This is a genomic window from Nocardiopsis sp. NPDC049922, from assembly GCF_040660275.1.
Classification (GTDB): Bacteria; Actinomycetota; Actinomycetes; order Streptosporangiales; family Streptosporangiaceae; genus Nocardiopsis.
Genome location: NZ_JBFAME010000002.1, coordinates 520,178 through 535,064, shown reverse-complemented (window position 1 = coordinate 535,064; position 14,887 = coordinate 520,178). Strand labels below are relative to the sequence as shown.

Here is a 14,887-nt window from a genome sequence, read left to right as displayed (position 1 = left end):
GCGCCGGCGTAGGACCGATCGGCCGGGGACGGCGCCCCCTCTCCGGGGCGCCGTCCCCGTGGCCGGGTTCGGAGCACTACTCCTCGACCCGCGCCTCGGCGTCTTCGACGGTCTCCCCGTCCTCGGGGGAGGCCGAGGCGTCGGGGCGGTCGAGCGGGCCGCCGAGCTCGGTGGCGAGGAGGTCCTCGTTCACGGTGTCCAGGGTCTCCCGCGCCACGTACAGCGCCCGCTCGGGGCCCTCCTCGATCTGGAGGCGCACGCGTTCGGCGATGGACAGCTGCCCCTGCGCGGTGGGGTGGAAGCTCGCGCGGTCCACGCGCATCCCCTCGCCGAGGCGGCCGAGGACGATCCCGTTCAGCCACGCGTCCTCGGCGCTGACCTCGTACCCGTTGAACGCGGAGAAGACGTTGACGTACTCGACGCTGCCCGCGCCCCGGCCGCCGTAGATCCCTCCGTCGACCTCGTAGACGACGTCGCGGATCCGCTCGTTGAACCGCTCGCCGACCGAGTTCAGCCAGGTCTGGTCGTCCGTGGTCAGGGTGTAGTACATGCTCGGCGGCTCCTCGGGGAACAGCCGCGGGTAGCCGAGCACGAGGATCCGGGCGTCGGGGGCGCGGTCGCGGATCTCGGTGAGGATCTCGGTCAGGGTCTCCTCGAACCGGTCCATCCGCCCGGCGATCTCCTCCTCCTGCGCGGTGCACACACCGTTCTCCAGGAGCGGCATCCGCACGATGCAGGTGCGCAGGACGGGGATGAACCCCAGGTCGTTGCCGCCGATGCCGAGGGTGACCAGCGAGGTGTGCTCGGTGACCCGTTCGATCTGCGACTCGGGGGTGCCGATCTCGGAGAGCATGTCCGCGCCCTTGTGGCTGCTGCACGCGTGGAAGGCGAGCGATCCGGCGAAGGAGAACTCCTCCTCGATCACCCTGGGGTAGGCGTGCGCCGAGCGCCAGCAGCCGCCCGGTTCGGCCGTGGCGGGGTCGTAGTCCCCGGCGCCGTCGCCCGAGGAGTAGGAGTCGCCCAGCGCCACGTAGTTCCCCCACAGGGCGGCCTCGCGGGGCTCCATCCGGAGCCGCCAGTCGATCTCCTCGTCCTCGGTGATCGGCGGCAGCTCCTCGGTCGGGCACACCCCGCCGGTGCCCAGGCACCACAGGCGGAGCAGCCCGTCCCGCCCCGCCGGGACGACCAGGGTGACCACCAGGGCCACGACCAGGACGGCGGCGGTGACGAGGACGGCCCGCGCGCGGCGCCGACGCCGGGTGCCGCGCGGCCGTGGCACGGCGCCGTCGGGCCCGGAGCCCGGGGGATCGGTGTTCGGGGGGCGGGTGGGGTCGGTTTCCGGGGGAACGGGGGTCGACTGGGTGTCATCGGGGGCTGACAAGGCCGCTTCCGCCTCCCATCTCCGGACGGGTCCTGTGCCAACGCCAGACTACCCGGGGCGGTTCCGCGCGATCACGTCCACGACGTGTCGCACCTGTGCGTCGGTGAGCGTGGCCCGCGCGGTCAGCCGCAACCGTGACCGGCCGTCCGGCACCGACGGCGGACGGAAGCACCCCACGCGCACGCCCGCCTCCAGGCAGGCGCCGCGCCAGGCCACCGCCTGCTCCGGCGAGGGAGCCAGGACCGACACGACGGCCGCGTCCGGCGTGCTGGCCTCCAGCCCCCGCTCGCGCAGCCCCTCGGCCAGGTCGAGGGCGCGGGCGCGCACCGCCTCGGCCCGGTCGGGCTCGTCGCGCAGCACCCGCAGCGCCGCCAGCGCGGCGCCCACCGAGGCGGGGGCGAGCCCCGTGTCGAAGACGAACGTGCGCGCGGTCTCCACCAGGTGGCGGATCACCCGCCGCGATCCCAACACCGCGCCGCCCTGCGCGCCGAGGGACTTGGACAGCGTCACGGACACCACCACGTCCTCCGCGCCGTCCAGACCGGCGAGGGCGGCGGAGCCACGGCCGCCGGGTCCCACGACGCCGAGCCCGTGCGCGTCGTCCAGCAGCAGGGCGGCGCCGTGCGCGCGGGCGGTGCGGGCCAGCGCGGCGACGTCGGTGAGGTCGCCGTCCACCGAGAACACGGTGTCGCTCAGGACCAGCGCGCGCGCGTGCGCGTCGGCCAGGGCCGCGGCGGCGTGGTCGGGGCAGGCGTGCTCGAACAGCGCGACGCGCGCCCCGGAGACGCGGGCCAGCCGGGTGGCGTCGATGAGGGAGGCGTGGTTGTGGCGGTCGCACACCACCAGGGGAGCGGGGTCGCCGTCGGGGTCGGGGGCGGCCAGCGTGGTGACCATCGCGAGGTTGGCCGCGTACCCGGAGGAGAAGACCAGCGCCGCCTCGGTCCCGTAGAAGTCGGCGAGTTCGCGCTCCAGCTCCCCGTGGAGCTCGGTGTCCCCCGTGACCAGGCGTGACCCACCCGCTCCGGCGCCCCAGACGTGGGCGGCCTCGGCGGCGGCCCCCACCACCTCGGGGTGCAGCATCAGCCCCAGGTAGTCGTTGCCCGCGAGGTCGAGGAGGTCGTCGCAGAGGGTCCTCGGCACCGTGCGGCGGGTCAGCCCGGCCTCGGCCCTGCGCTTCGCCGCGCCGTCCAGCCACGCGAAGGGGTCGCTCACGCGCTGACCGCGCCCGGACCGCTTCGTGCCGGTGGCGCGCAGGGGCCAGGGGCGCGGGGGGACGGCGACGGTGGCGTTCGCGGGGCGTTCCATACGCGCGGGGGTCCTCCTCTGGTCGGAGCCGGCGCCCGGGAACCGGGGTCGGACCGGGCGGGCGGGCGCGCTCGGCGCGGCGTGCCACGCGGGTGGCGGACGAGCCTCACCCGGGCGGATCGACACGTGGCTGGACCGACCCAGCGGCGGCCAATCCCGCTGGGTCGGTCCGGTCCATGTGTGCCAGGGAGGCGCCTTTAGACTCTGCCGGTCGCCGGGTGGGCGCGTCACCCGTGAAAGCCCACAAACTTCGGCGTGGAATCCTGGTAGGACCACACGGGACCCCGCCGGTCCGGGCCGTGAACAATGGGTCGGCGCGACGGTCCGACGCCCACATCCACGTAGGGAGGAAGGGGCCCGACCCCGGCCCCGAGACACATCCATGACCTCCACCGATCACACGCGCCCCCGGCTCCCGGTCGAGCCCGGCAGGGTCAGCGACCTGGACGGCGCCCATCTGTGGCACCCCTACACGACCGTGCCCGCGGCCGACCGGCCGTACGTGGTCACGGACGCCGAGGGGGTGCGGCTGACACTGTGGTCGCAGGACGGCGCCCACGAGGTGGTCGACGGGATGTCCTCGTGGTGGTCGGCGATCCACGGGTACCGCCACCCGCGACTGGACGCCGCCGCGCGCGACCAGCTGGCGTCCTTCAGCCACGTCATGTTCGGCGGGCTGACGCACGCCCCGGCCGCCGAGCTGGGGGAGGCGCTGGTACGGATCACCCCCGAGGGGCTGGACCACGTGTTCCTGGCCGACTCGGGTTCGGTGTCGGTCGAGGTCGCGATGAAGATGTGCCTCCAGTACCACCGTTCGACCGGGAGCCCGCGGCGGCGCCGGTTCCTCACCTGGCGCGGCGGCTACCACGGGGACACCTTCCACGCGATGAGCGCCTGCGACCCGGACGGCGGGATGCACGCCCTGTGGGGGGACGTGCTCCCGGCGCAGGTGTTCGCGCCCGCGCCGCCCGCCGGGTTCGACGCTGAGCCCGACCCCGCGTACGTGGCCGGGTTCGAGGCCCTGGCCCGTGAGCACGCCGACGAGCTCGCCGCGATCATCGTCGAACCCGTGGTCCAGGGCGCGGGCGGGATGCGCTTCCACCACCCCGGCTACCTGCGGGAGCTGCGCCGGATCGCCGACGGGTTCGGGCTGCTGCTGGTCTTCGACGAGATCGCCACGGGCCTCGGCCGCACGGGCGAGCTGTTCGCGGCCGACCACGCGGGTGTGACGCCCGACGTCATGTGCCTGGGCAAGGCGTTGACCGGGGGGTACATGACGCTCGCCGCGACGCTGTGCACGGCGCGGGTCGCGCGGGGGATCGCGGAGGGCGAGGTCCCGGTGCTCGCGCACGGGCCCACGTTCATGGGCAACCCGCTGGCCTGCGCCACCGCGCTGGCGTCGGTGGAACTCCTGACCGAGGGGGACTGGAGGGGCGACGTGGCGCGCGTGGAGGCGGGCCTGCGGGAGGGCCTGACCCCGGCGACGCGGCTGCCCGGCGTGCGCGAGGTGCGGGTGCTGGGCGCGATCGGGGTGATCGAACTGGACGCGCCGGTGCGCGTGCGGGAGGCGACCCGGGCGGCGGTGGCGGAGGGGGTGTGGCTGCGGCCGTTCCGCAACCACGTGTACGCCATGCCGCCCTACGTGAGCACGGCGGACGACGTGGCCCGGATCGCCGCCGGGATGGTCGCCGCCGCCGAGGCGTCCCTGGGGGAGCGATGAGCGTTCTGGTGGTGACCGGTACCGGCACCGAGGTCGGCAAGACGGTCGTCACGGCCGCCGTCGCGGCGCTGGCGCGGGACGCGGGGCAGCGCGTGGCCGTGGTCAAGCCCGCCCAGACCGGTGTGGGGTCCGGCGAGCCCGGGGACGCGGACGAGGTCGCGCGGCTCGTGCCGGGGGTGACCGCCGTGGAGCTGGTGCGCTACCCCGATCCGCTCGCCCCGGCGACCGCGGCCGCGCGGTGCGGTGCGGCGCCGCTGGACGCGGGTCGGGTGGTCGACACCGTGAACGAGCTCGACCGCGACCACGACCTGGTCCTGGTGGAGGGCGCGGGCGGGCTGCTGGTGCGGCTCAACCGCGAGGGGCGGACGCTGGCCGACGTGGCGATGGACCTGCCCGCCCCGGTGCTCGTGGTGGCCCGTCCCGACCTGGGCACGCTCAACGCGACGGCGCTGACGGCCGAGGCCCTGCGCGCGCGTGGGCTGGCCCCGGCCGGAGTGGTCGTGGGCGCGTGGCCGGGCCGCCCCGACCTCGCCATGCGGTGCAACCTCACCGATCTGCCGACGATGGGGGCGGGCGGCCTGGTGGGCGCCCTGCCCGAGGGGAGCGGGCGGCTGACCGCGCCGGAGTTCGCGGCCGTGGCCCGTCGGAGCCTGGCCCCCTCCCTGGGCGGGACGTGGGACGCGGCCGCGGTGGTGGCCCGATGGTCGACGGGCGCACCGGCCGGGGCGTAGGAAAACGGATGGCCGATCGGCCCGGCCGCGCCTACCGTCGGCCGTATGGCTGACGAGTGCTTCGGACATCCGCGGCTCGCCGCGGTCTACGACCCCCTCGACCCCGACCGCGGTGACCTCGACGCCTACGTCCGGTTGGCGGAGGAGTTCGGGGCGCGCCGGGTCCTCGACGTCGGCTGCGGGACGGGCGTCCTGGCGCTCCTGCTGGCCGACCGCGGCGTGGACGTCGTCGGCGTCGATCCGGCCCGGGCGTCCCTCGACGTCGCCCGGGCCAAACCGGGGGCCGGGCGGGTGCGGTGGATCCACGGTGACGTGACGGCGCTGCCCCCGCTGACGGTCGACCTCGTGACGATGACCGCGAACGTCGCCCAGGCCATCGTCGACCCGGGGGCGTGGCGGACGACGCTGTGCGGGGCCCACGACGCGCTGGTTCCCGGCGGGCGGCTGGTGTTCGAGACCCGGGATCCGGCCGCGCGCGCCTGGGAGGGGTGGAACCGTGCGGCCACGCACCGGGTGACGAGGATCCCCGGGATCGGCGCCGTCGAGAGCTGGGTCGAGCTGGTGGAGGTCCGGCCGCCTCTGGTGACCTTCCGGTGGACCTACGTGTTCGCCGCGGACGGGGAGGTGGTGGCGTCGGATTCGACGCTGCGGTTCCGCGAGCGGCGGGAGGTCGAGGCGGACCTGGCCGCCCACGGCTTCGTGGTGGAGGACGTCCGTGACGCGCCCGACCGGCCGGGGAGGGAGTTGGTGTTCCTGGCCCGGCGTGCGGAGGCGCCACGGGACTGAGCCGGGACGGCTCCGGGGTCCGCGGTCCACTCCGGGCCGCTCACCACTCCACCTCGGACAGCGGCGTGGTCTGCCGCACTCCGGCCCGGATCTCGTCGGCGATCCGGGCCGCTTCGGCGTCGTCCCGTTCCTCGATCAGTTCTTCGTCGTGCTTGACCCACGCGGCGGTCAGGCTGGGACGGGCACCGGGGAGCGCAGGGTGAAGGCCCGCGCGCCGGGGCCGTGCTCCCGCAGGTGGACGGCGCGCCGCTCGGCCTCGTCGGCGGTCACCCCCGCGGCCCCCTCAGCGGACCACCACAGCGTCCGTTCCACCGTGGGGAACACCCCGGTCGCCGCACGGAAGGACAGCAGGTCCGGGTGTGCGGCGTGCACGAAGGAGCGCAGGTCGGTCGGGGACCGCCAGAGCGCCACCACCCGGCGGTGGCCGTCCGAGCGGTCGACATGGACCTCGCCCAGATAGCCCGGACTGCCCTGCGCCCGGTCCCTCAGGGTCGCGACGAGCGTGTCCAGGGCCCGGCCGTCACCTGACGGCACACCCAGGCGGAGGCTCTCCACCAGGACCGGGCCCTCGGGGAGGCGGATCGCGCGGACGTCGGACGCCCGGGTGTGCTGGTGCGGGATCGTGTGCGGGACGACGGATGGCATCGGGACTCCCCCATGAATGGTCTGGAATGAAAGGGTCCACTTTGGTCCTGGTGGCCTGGTGGACTGTGATGCCAGTATCGGTGGTGCGGGAGGCACCCGACAGATCCAATGGAGCGGAAAATGGACTCTTCTCGTCAGGTGGACACGCTCGTGGACCGGCTCGGCGCCTGGGCCTCCGAGTCCGGTCCGCTCTACCAGCGGCTCGCGGGCGCGCTGCGCGGCCTCGTCACCGAGGGCACGCTCGTCGCGGGGGAGCGGCTGCCGTCCGAACGGGCGCTCGCCACCGCCCTGCGGATCAGCCGCACCACGGTGGTGTCCGCCTACGACGCCCTGCGCTCCGAGGGCATCCTGGACAGCAGACAGGGCAGCGGCACCAGGGTCAGCGCCAGCGTCGGCCCCGTGCGCTCGGACGGGTGGGCGTCCGGCACGGTGGCCAACCCCATATACCAGAACCTCCTGCGCGACACCCCGCGCGTCATCTCCGTCGCCTGCCTGCGCACCCCGGCGTTGGAGGTCGTGGAGGAGGCAGTCCGCGAGGTCGTCGACCGCGACCTGCCCGCGCTCATGGTCGAGGACACCTACCACCCCCGCGGGCTCCCCGTGCTGCGCCGCGCCCTCGCCGACCGCTACACCGACCAGGGGCTGCCGACCACACCCGACCAGATCGTCGTCACCACCGGGGCCCACCAGGCGGTCTCCCTCGTCGCCCAGCTCTACCTGCGCGAGGGCTCACCGGTGGTCGCCGAGGACCCGGGCTTCGCGGGCTGCCTCGACCTCATGCGCGACCGGGGCGCCCACTTCCTCCCCGTCCGCATCGACGGCCAGGGCATCGACCCGATGCGCGTGCGCCGCGCGATCACCGAGCACTCCCCGCACCTGATCTACGTCATGCCCTCGTACCACAACCCCACCGGCACGCTCACGTCCGCGGCCCGCCGCCGTGAGCTGGGGGAGATGGCCGCCCGGTACGGCGTCCCCCTCCTGGAGGACAGCGCCTACACCGGGATCCGCGCCGAGGACGAGCCGCCGCCGATCGCCGCCTTCGCGCCGCGCGGGGCCGAGATCATCACCGTCGACTCGCTGAGCAAGGTCGGGTGGGCGGGGCTCCGGCTCGGCTGGCTGCGGGCGCCCACCGAGATCGCCATGCGGCTCAGCCGCCGCAAGGTCCTGGCGGACCTCGGCAGCCCCCTCCTGGAGCAGGCGGTCGCCGTGCGCCTGCTGCCCCACTACGACCGTCTCGCCGCGGCACGCTCCGCCCAGCTGACCCGGGCACTGGACCACATGGAGAAGCTGCTGCGCGAGTCCATGCCCTCGTGGGAGTGGCGGCGTCCCGCCGGGGGAGCCGCCCTGTGGGTGCGCCTGCCCGGCGTCAACGCCCGTGAGTTCGCCCAGGTCGCGCTCTGCCACGACGTGGAGCTGGTCCCCGGGCCGATGATGTCCTCCAGCGACGACGACCGTTTCTCCGAGTACTTCCGCCTGCCCTTCGCCTACGACGAGGCCACCAGCGAGGAGCTGGTCTGGCGGCTCAGCCAGGCGTGGCGCGAGCTGGACCGCCACGGGCCGGTCGTGGACGACCCGGTACGCCTCGTGGTCTGAGCCCGGAGCCGCGGCCCGGGCCCGACCCCCGGCCCGGAACGGAGCGAGGGCGGCACCCCCGGTCGGGATGGTGCCGCCCCCCGCTGTGCCCGCGGCGCCCGCCGTCTCCGGCCGGGCACGGCGTGCGACCCTGCTCGGACCTAGAAGGAGACCTCGCGGGCCTTGGCGAAGCGCTGCTGGACGTCGGCCCAGTTGACGACGTTCCAGAAGGCCTTCACGTAGTCCGCCTTCACGTTCTTGTACTGCAGGTAGAAGGCGTGCTCCCACATGTCCAGCATCAGCAGCGGGGTGGTGCTGTGCGGGATGTTGGCCTGCTGGTCGTACAGCTGCTCGATGATGAGGCGCTGGCCCAGCGGCTCGTAGGCGAGGATCGCCCAGCCCGAGCCCTGGATGGTGTTGGCCGCCGCGCCGAAGTGGGCCCGGAAGGCGTCGAAGGAGCCGAACTGGTCGTCGATCGCGGCGCCCAGCTCGCCCTCGGGCTTGTCGCCACCGTCGGCGGACAGGTTCTGCCAGAAGATCGAGTGGTTGACGTGCCCGCCGAGGTGGAAGGCGAGGTTCTTCTCCAGCATGGGGATGGTGCCGAAGTTGCCGGACTCCCGGGCCTCCGCCATCTGCTCCAGCGCGGTGTTCGCACCGGCCACGTAGGCGGCGTGGTGCTTGGAGTGGTGGAGCTCCATGATCTGGCCCGAGATCCACGGCTCCAGGGCCGCGTAGTCGTAGGAGAGTTCGGGCAGCGTGTATGGCGCAGACATCTCTGACGCACCTTTCCAAAGACGCGATTCGTCGTGTTCACCAGCGATGGGATCGCTAGGCAGCAAGCTATCAGCCAGGGCGCCGGGGGCCCGATGTCGCTCTGTCTACACACCGGGGCGGGAATAAACCGGGTCCTGGCTGAGAAACGTGGGCGGCCGGTCGTCACTGACCGTGGGTGTGCGGTCGCCGGGGCGTGAGACGGTGGCTGGTGCCCCGGGAGCGTGGCCGCCCCTCGTGCGTTACCCGGAAGCCGCGTGGTCGAATCATCACATCTTGGGGTGATTTCTCGCGCGTTGTCGCACGCCGGTGGTCATCTCCGTCCCCCCGCCGTGCGGCCCCTCGGCGAAAACGGGATCCAGGGTTGGCCCCGCGTTCTCCCGCCATTCACCGGAGCGGTGTCACGGAGAGCGACAATGCCACGTCGAAACCGCATTCCCGAACCCGCCGTGTGCCCCGTTCGGTTGACATCTCCCACTTGTCTTCAAGGGTCCTCTCACCCATGTCCGTCACCATTCCCGGGGCCCCCGCCACCGTGTCCCCGGTCCCCTCCGTCTCCACCCGGTCCACCGTGCGCACGGGGGCCGGATTCCGCCCCGAGATCGAGGGTCTGCGCGCCGTCGCCGTGGTCCTCGTGGCCGTCTACCACGTCTGGTTCGGCCGTGTCTCCGGCGGAGTCGACGTCTTCCTGCTGCTCACGGGGTTCCTCATCACCGGATCCCTGGTCCGGTCCCTGGAGCGCGACGGGCGCGTCGCCTTCGTCGCCTTCTGGTCGCGACTGGCCGGCCGACTCACCCCGGCCGCGCTGACCGTCCTGGCGGGAACCCTCGTGGCGACCTTCCTGTGGCTGCCGGGCTCGCGCTGGTCCGACATCCTCCGCGAGGTGCGCGCGGCCGCCCTCTACCACGAGAACTGGGCGCTGGCCGCCGCCTCCGTGGACTACCTCGCCCGTGAGGCCGCCCCCAGCCCGGTCCAGCACTTCTGGTCGCTGTCCATCCAGGGGCAGTTCTACGTCGTGTGGCCGCTCCTCCTCGCCCTGACCGCGCTGGTGGCGGCCCGCGTCCGGCTGCCCCTGCGGACGGCGCTCCTGACCGTCGTCGCGACCGTCTTCGCCGTCTCGCTCGGCTACTCGGTGTGGATCACCGGGACCAACCAGGCCTGGGCCTACTTCGACTCCGGCGCCCGCGCGTGGGAGCTGGCCCTGGGGGCCGTCCTCGCCCTGGTCGTCACCCGGGTACGCCTGCCCGTCGCGGTGCGCGTGCCCATGGGCTGGACCGGACTGGCCGTCCTCGTCGCCTGCGGGGCGGTGCTGCCCGTGGCCACGCTCTTCCCCGGGTACGTGGCGCTCGTGCCCACCGGCGCCGCCGTCCTGGTGATCCTCGCGGGGACGACCGGCAGCCCGTTCGGCGCCGACCGCCTGCTCACGTGGCGGCCCCTCGTGCGGCTGGGCTCGCTGTCCTACGCGTTCTACCTCTGGCACTGGCCGGTCCTCGTCTGCTATCTGCACCTGACCGACCGCGGCCTGGCCGACCTCGCCGGCGGGTCGCTCGTCCTGGCCCTGTCCCTGGTGCTGGCCTGGCTGACCTCGCGCCTGGTGGAGGACGGCGCCCGGAGACTCACCCGGGCGCCGCGCCGCGCCACGCCCGCCTGGTCCCTCGGTGTGGCGGCCGCCTTCCTCGTCCCGGTCCTGGCCGTGTCGGCGTCGTGGTCCGCGCACATCGCACGGGAGCAGCGGGTCCGCGCGGAGCAGGCCGCCGAGGAGGTCTCGGAACCCGCCAGGTACCCCGGGGCCCTCGTGCTCAGCGACGAACGATCGGTCCATCCCGTCCCGAACCTGCCCGTCCTGCCCGATCCCGCCGACGCGCGGGCCGACCTGTCCTCCCACCACACCGACGGGTGCCACGTGGGCCTCACCTCCACGGAGCTGGTGGTGTGCGAGCGGGGTCCGGCCGACGCCGAGCGCACCCTGGCGATCGTCGGCGCCTCGCGTACCGCCCACTGGTACCCGGCCGTGGCCACCGCGGCGGCCCGGCAGGGCTGGCGGCTGGTGTCCTTCACCAAGAGCGGCTGCCAGTTCAGCGCCGACGTGCCCATGCGCGACGGCGCCGTGTTCACCGAGTGCCAGGAGTGGGACGCCCTGGCGATGGAGGAACTGGAACGGCTGCGGCCCGACGCCGTGCTCACGTCCTCCACCCGCGCCGCCCCGGGGAACGAGCGGGTGCCCCCGGGCTTCGTGGAGCGCTGGAGGCGGCTGGAGGAGCTGGGGATCGACGTCGTGGGCCTGCGCGACCTGCCGCGCCGCGACTACGCGGGGGCCGAGTGCGTCGAGAGCCGCCCCCTCGGCGAGTGCACCTCGCCGGCCTCCTACAGCCAGGCGGCCGCCGATCCCGCCGCCCGGACCGACCTGCCCGACAACGTCCGCGTGTTCGACCTGACCGCGTACGTGTGCCCGGAGGGAGCCTGCGACGCGGTCGTCGGCAACATGCTGGTCTTCTGGGACCGCACCCACATGACCGCCACCTACTCCCGCACCCTCGCGCCGATGATGGAGGAGGGGCTGCTGGAGGCCACCGGATGGTGATACCGGGCCTCGCCGGAGAATTCCAGACTTCGGCTGGGAGGGGCTTCGGTGATTGCCGGGTGAACAAACGGAGAATTGCTCCTATTTCGCGTTTCGATTCCCCCTCGGACCGGACCGGGCATTCCACCGAACGGTTAGTGTCACAACCGTCATCCGACCTTTTCCCACCTAGGCTGGGAGAACGATCGGCACCGGTCGTTTCGCGCGGCACACCGCCCTCGCGGACCCCCCGTACATCCCCCAGACCGTGTCAGAAACCCGTGGAGGTCGACACCATGCGCCTGCTCCGCCGCCGCCCGATCCGGATCCTCGCCGCCGTGTTCGCCGTGGCGACAGCGGCCACCCTGGTGGTGTTGGGGGTGTTCGGCCTGGTCACCGTGGCCGAGGCGGTCCTCCTCACCGGGATGGTCGGGCTCGGGGGCCTGGTCTGCGTCCTGGGCCTCGGACTGATCCGCCTCCGCCGTTCCGTGCTGGCGCTGCCCGCCGAGGTGGCGTCGCACACGCACACGGTCACCGAGGCGTTGGGCCGGGACCGGCTGGAGCTCACCGCCGCTCTGGACGAGATCCGCGCGCGGGTCGACCGGGTGCACGAGCACGCCCTGCCCAAGGTCTCCCGGGAGATCCGCCACGCCGTCACCGTCCAGGGGCGCAACGACTACGAGCAGCAGGTCGCCTGGACCGAACTGCGCGAGAACCTCGACACCGCCGCCTTCATGCCGCCCCTGCGCGGCTGGGCGGCCTCCCCGGACGTGCTGCGCGTGCTGGTCCGACAGATCGACCTCCTGCGTCCCGACCTCGTCGTGGAGTTCGGCAGCGGCGCCTCCAGCGTCTGGCTGGGGTACGCGCTGCGGCGGGCGGGCGGCGGTCGGCTCGTGGCCGTCGAGCACGACGCGCGGTACGCCGAGCTGAGCCGCGAGCTGGTCGCCGCGCACGGTCTCGACGACATGATCGAGATCCGCCACGCCCCCCTCACCGAGGTCGAGTCGGTGGAGGTCGTGGCCGGGGACGAGACCGTCCGGACCGCCGATCGCTGGTACGACGCCTCGGTCCTGGCCGACCTGGACGGGATCGGCCTGGTGTTCGTCGACGGCCCGCCGCAGGCCACCGGCCGCCACGCCCGTTACCCGGCCGTGCCCGCGGTGCTCCCTCACTGCACCGAGGACGCGGTCATCGTCTTGGACGACGCCGACCGCCCCGACGAGCGGGCCATCGGCGACCGCTGGCTCGCCGAACACCCCGAACTCCAGCGCACCGAGGAGCACACGGAGAAGGGCGCGCACGTGTTCAGCCGCAAGGGCGCCTGATTCCGCCGCCCACCGCCCTCACCGGATCCCCCTTTCCACCGTTCACCGATCCCGAGGTCAGCCGATGATCACCACCGCTCTCCGGAAGGCCCTGCGCATGCGCGGCCGCGAACCCGCCGTGCTGTGCCACACGGGCGCGCACGAGACCGCGCGCGCTCCGCTGGCCCGCCTGCCGCTCGGGCCCGGGGACCGTCTCGTGGACCTGGACGCGCACCCGATGGGCGAGCCGGTCCGCGAGGGTGACCCGGAGCAGGAGGTCGGGCTGGTCGCGGTCGTCGCGGCCACCCCCACCGACCTGAACCGGTCGCTCACGGTGAGCACCCATCTGCCCCGCGCCGTGCACGTGGTCGTCGCCCTCATGACCACGCCGGGGCACCAGGACCCGCCGCTCCCCGCCTCCCCCGGCATGGGCCAGTGGCGCGACCTCCAGGAGATGCGCGTCCGCCGGTTCGACCAGCGCGGCTGGCTCTGCGAGCTGTTCTTCCCCAACGCCGTCGACACCGCGCAGGTGCTCGACGCCGTCATGCGGGGGACCCGTGGGCGGCGCCGCGGCCCCGCCCTCGCCCCCGTGGCCGTCCTCAACGGACCCGAGGCCGCGCTGTGGCGCCCGGGCGACACGGGTTCCAGCGGGGTCGAGGCGGCCGGGCCCGTCCCGCTGCGCCGGGTGACCCCGTACGGCGACGTCGCGCTGCGGGTGTCCGCCGACCGCGCCCCCGGGTGGGAGGACGCCAACGTCCCCGTCCTGGACCGGGCCGTCACCGGCGCCGACGCGTGGTCCTCGATCGTCGAGGACGCCGGGCACGGCCGTGCCCGGCGGGTCAACGCGGCCGCGGCGGCGCCGTCGGAGGCGCGCGTGCACGCCGTCGCGCCGATCGACGAGACCACCGTCAACCCCGTCGGGTTCACCAAGTCCGCGGACGGCCCCTTGGGCGACCTCACCGTGCACGGCGACCGCGCCGTCGTCCGCGAGGGGAGGAAGGACCTCGTCACGGTGGGCGCCGACGGGACGGTCACCGACGTCGACCTGGCGCGGCTGCGGCACCTGCGCGGTGTGCGCGTGGACTGGTCGGGGCACACCGGGCCCAGCGCGGCCGTTCGCGCGGTGGCCTCGCTCGCCGCCGGCGGGGTCCCCCTGGTCGGCGGCCCCGTTCCGACCTGGGCCGCAGGACTGGGCGACCCGCTGACCGACCTGGTCAGCGGGGCCGAGGAGGCGGACCTGTCCGACCAGCTGCGGCGCGAGGAGTACAGCGTGCGGCTGCGCCGCGCGGCCCTGCGCACGCACGGGCACCGCGCCCGGTGGCGCGCGCTCGCCGCCCAGGCGGGCGTCCCGCTGCCCCCGGAGCCGACGGTGTCGGTCATCCTGTGCACGCGGCGTCCGGAGATGGTCGGCTTCGCGCTCGCGCAGATCGCCCGGCAGCGCGGGGTGGACGTCGAGGTCGTGCTGACGCTGCACGGCTTCCCGGCGTCCCTGCCCGAGGTCGCCCCGGCGGTGGCCGAGTTCCGGGCCACCGGCATCCCCCTGATCGTGCACGAGGCCGACGCCGACCAGATCTTCGGCACCGTGCTCAACGACGCCGTCGCCCGGACCTCCGGCGACCTCGTCTCCAAGTGGGACGACGACGACTGGTACGGCCCCGACCACCTGGCCGACCTGGTGCTGGCGCGCACCTACTCGGGCGCCGAGCTGGTCGGCGTCGGACAGGACTTCGTCTACCTCCAGGAGCTGGACGTGATGGTCTGGCGCAGCCGCAGGTCCGAGGCCAACACCCGCTTCATCGCCGGGGGCACCGTCCTCACCGACCGCGCGGTCCTGGAGGAGACCGGCGGCTTCCGGCCGCTGCCCCGGGCGATCGACACCCAACTGCTCATCGCCGTCATCCGAGGCGGCGGACGCATCTACCGCGCCCACGGACTCGGGTACGTCCTCCGCCGCACCGGCGGCGGGCACACGTGGTCCGAGGACATGGGCTTCTTCCTGCACGACCACACCCAACAGTGGTTCGGCTGGCGTCCGAGCGCCCTCCTGGAGGGCGAACCGTCGCCTCTCGGCCAGCCCGCCACCGAGTACACGGGGGGACTCCGTTGACC

At 74.1% G+C, this 14,887-nt stretch carries 11 protein-coding genes; 7 read left to right on the top strand and 4 right to left on the bottom strand.

Annotation, left to right across the window (positions count from 1 at the left end):
- Nucleotides 1-76: 76 nt before the first annotated feature.
- Both AB0I72_RS06525 and AB0I72_RS06520 read right to left on the bottom strand, forming a co-directional pair.
- The gene (locus tag AB0I72_RS06525; protein ID WP_358563667.1) at nucleotides 77-1,381 is read right to left on the bottom strand and encodes an SGNH/GDSL hydrolase family protein; all 1,305 of its coding nucleotides are present in this window, start codon (nucleotides 1,379-1,381) and stop codon (nucleotides 77-79) included.
- Nucleotides 1,382-1,429: 48 nt separating this feature from the next.
- A complete protein-coding gene (locus tag AB0I72_RS06520) occupies nucleotides 1,430-2,686 on the bottom strand; it encodes an 8-amino-7-oxononanoate synthase (RefSeq protein ID WP_358563665.1) in 1,257 nt (418 codons plus the stop codon).
- A 382-nt stretch (nucleotides 2,687-3,068) separates the two neighbouring features.
- Between AB0I72_RS06520 and AB0I72_RS06515 the strand changes: the two genes are divergently transcribed.
- The 3 genes from AB0I72_RS06515 to AB0I72_RS06505 are packed head-to-tail and all read left to right on the top strand — an operon-like array spanning nucleotide 3,069 to nucleotide 5,923.
- Nucleotides 3,069-4,406 (top strand): adenosylmethionine--8-amino-7-oxononanoate transaminase, encoded by a 1,338-nt coding sequence (locus AB0I72_RS06515; RefSeq protein ID WP_358563663.1) that lies wholly within the window; start codon nucleotides 3,069-3,071, stop codon nucleotides 4,404-4,406.
- Nucleotides 4,403-5,137, top strand: coding sequence for a dethiobiotin synthase (gene bioD, locus AB0I72_RS06510; RefSeq protein WP_358563661.1), 735 nt, complete (start codon nucleotides 4,403-4,405; stop codon nucleotides 5,135-5,137). The genes AB0I72_RS06515 and bioD overlap by 4 nt, the downstream gene beginning before the upstream one ends.
- A 45-nt stretch (nucleotides 5,138-5,182) precedes the next feature.
- Nucleotides 5,183-5,923 (top strand): class I SAM-dependent methyltransferase, encoded by a 741-nt coding sequence (locus tag AB0I72_RS06505; RefSeq protein ID WP_358563659.1) that lies wholly within the window; start codon nucleotides 5,183-5,185, stop codon nucleotides 5,921-5,923.
- A gap of 168 nt (nucleotides 5,924-6,091) precedes the next feature.
- On the opposite strand, the gene AB0I72_RS06500 is transcribed toward AB0I72_RS06505, so the two are convergent.
- Entirely contained in the window at nucleotides 6,092-6,568 is a 477-nt protein-coding gene (locus AB0I72_RS06500; protein WP_358563657.1) for a DUF3291 domain-containing protein, read from the bottom strand.
- Between the two features lie 120 nt (nucleotides 6,569-6,688).
- Here AB0I72_RS06500 and AB0I72_RS06495 point away from each other — a divergent pair, with 120 nt between their 5' ends.
- Complete coding sequence (locus tag AB0I72_RS06495; RefSeq protein WP_358563655.1) at nucleotides 6,689-8,164, top strand: PLP-dependent aminotransferase family protein; 1,476 nt, start codon at nucleotides 6,689-6,691, stop codon at nucleotides 8,162-8,164.
- Between the two features lie 140 nt (nucleotides 8,165-8,304).
- Here the strand turns inward: AB0I72_RS06495 and AB0I72_RS06490 are convergent, their stop codons facing one another.
- Nucleotides 8,305-8,916 (bottom strand): superoxide dismutase, encoded by a 612-nt coding sequence (locus AB0I72_RS06490; RefSeq protein WP_358563653.1) that lies wholly within the window; start codon nucleotides 8,914-8,916, stop codon nucleotides 8,305-8,307.
- 500 nt (nucleotides 8,917-9,416) lie between these two features.
- On the opposite strand from AB0I72_RS06490, the gene AB0I72_RS06485 reads away from it, so the two are divergent.
- From AB0I72_RS06485 to AB0I72_RS06475, 3 genes are all read left to right on the top strand, one after another.
- Nucleotides 9,417-11,495 (top strand): acyltransferase family protein, encoded by a 2,079-nt coding sequence (locus AB0I72_RS06485; protein WP_358563651.1) that lies wholly within the window; start codon nucleotides 9,417-9,419, stop codon nucleotides 11,493-11,495.
- A 275-nt stretch (nucleotides 11,496-11,770) separates the two neighbouring features.
- Complete coding sequence (locus tag AB0I72_RS06480) at nucleotides 11,771-12,799, top strand: class I SAM-dependent methyltransferase (RefSeq protein ID WP_358563781.1); 1,029 nt, start codon at nucleotides 11,771-11,773, stop codon at nucleotides 12,797-12,799.
- A 64-nt stretch (nucleotides 12,800-12,863) separates the two neighbouring features.
- Nucleotides 12,864-14,885 carry a glycosyltransferase family 2 protein gene (locus tag AB0I72_RS06475; protein ID WP_358563649.1) on the top strand — a complete coding sequence of 674 codons (2,022 nt, stop codon included), beginning with the start codon at nucleotides 12,864-12,866 and terminating at the stop codon, nucleotides 14,883-14,885.
- Nucleotides 14,886-14,887: the final 2 nt, after the last annotated feature.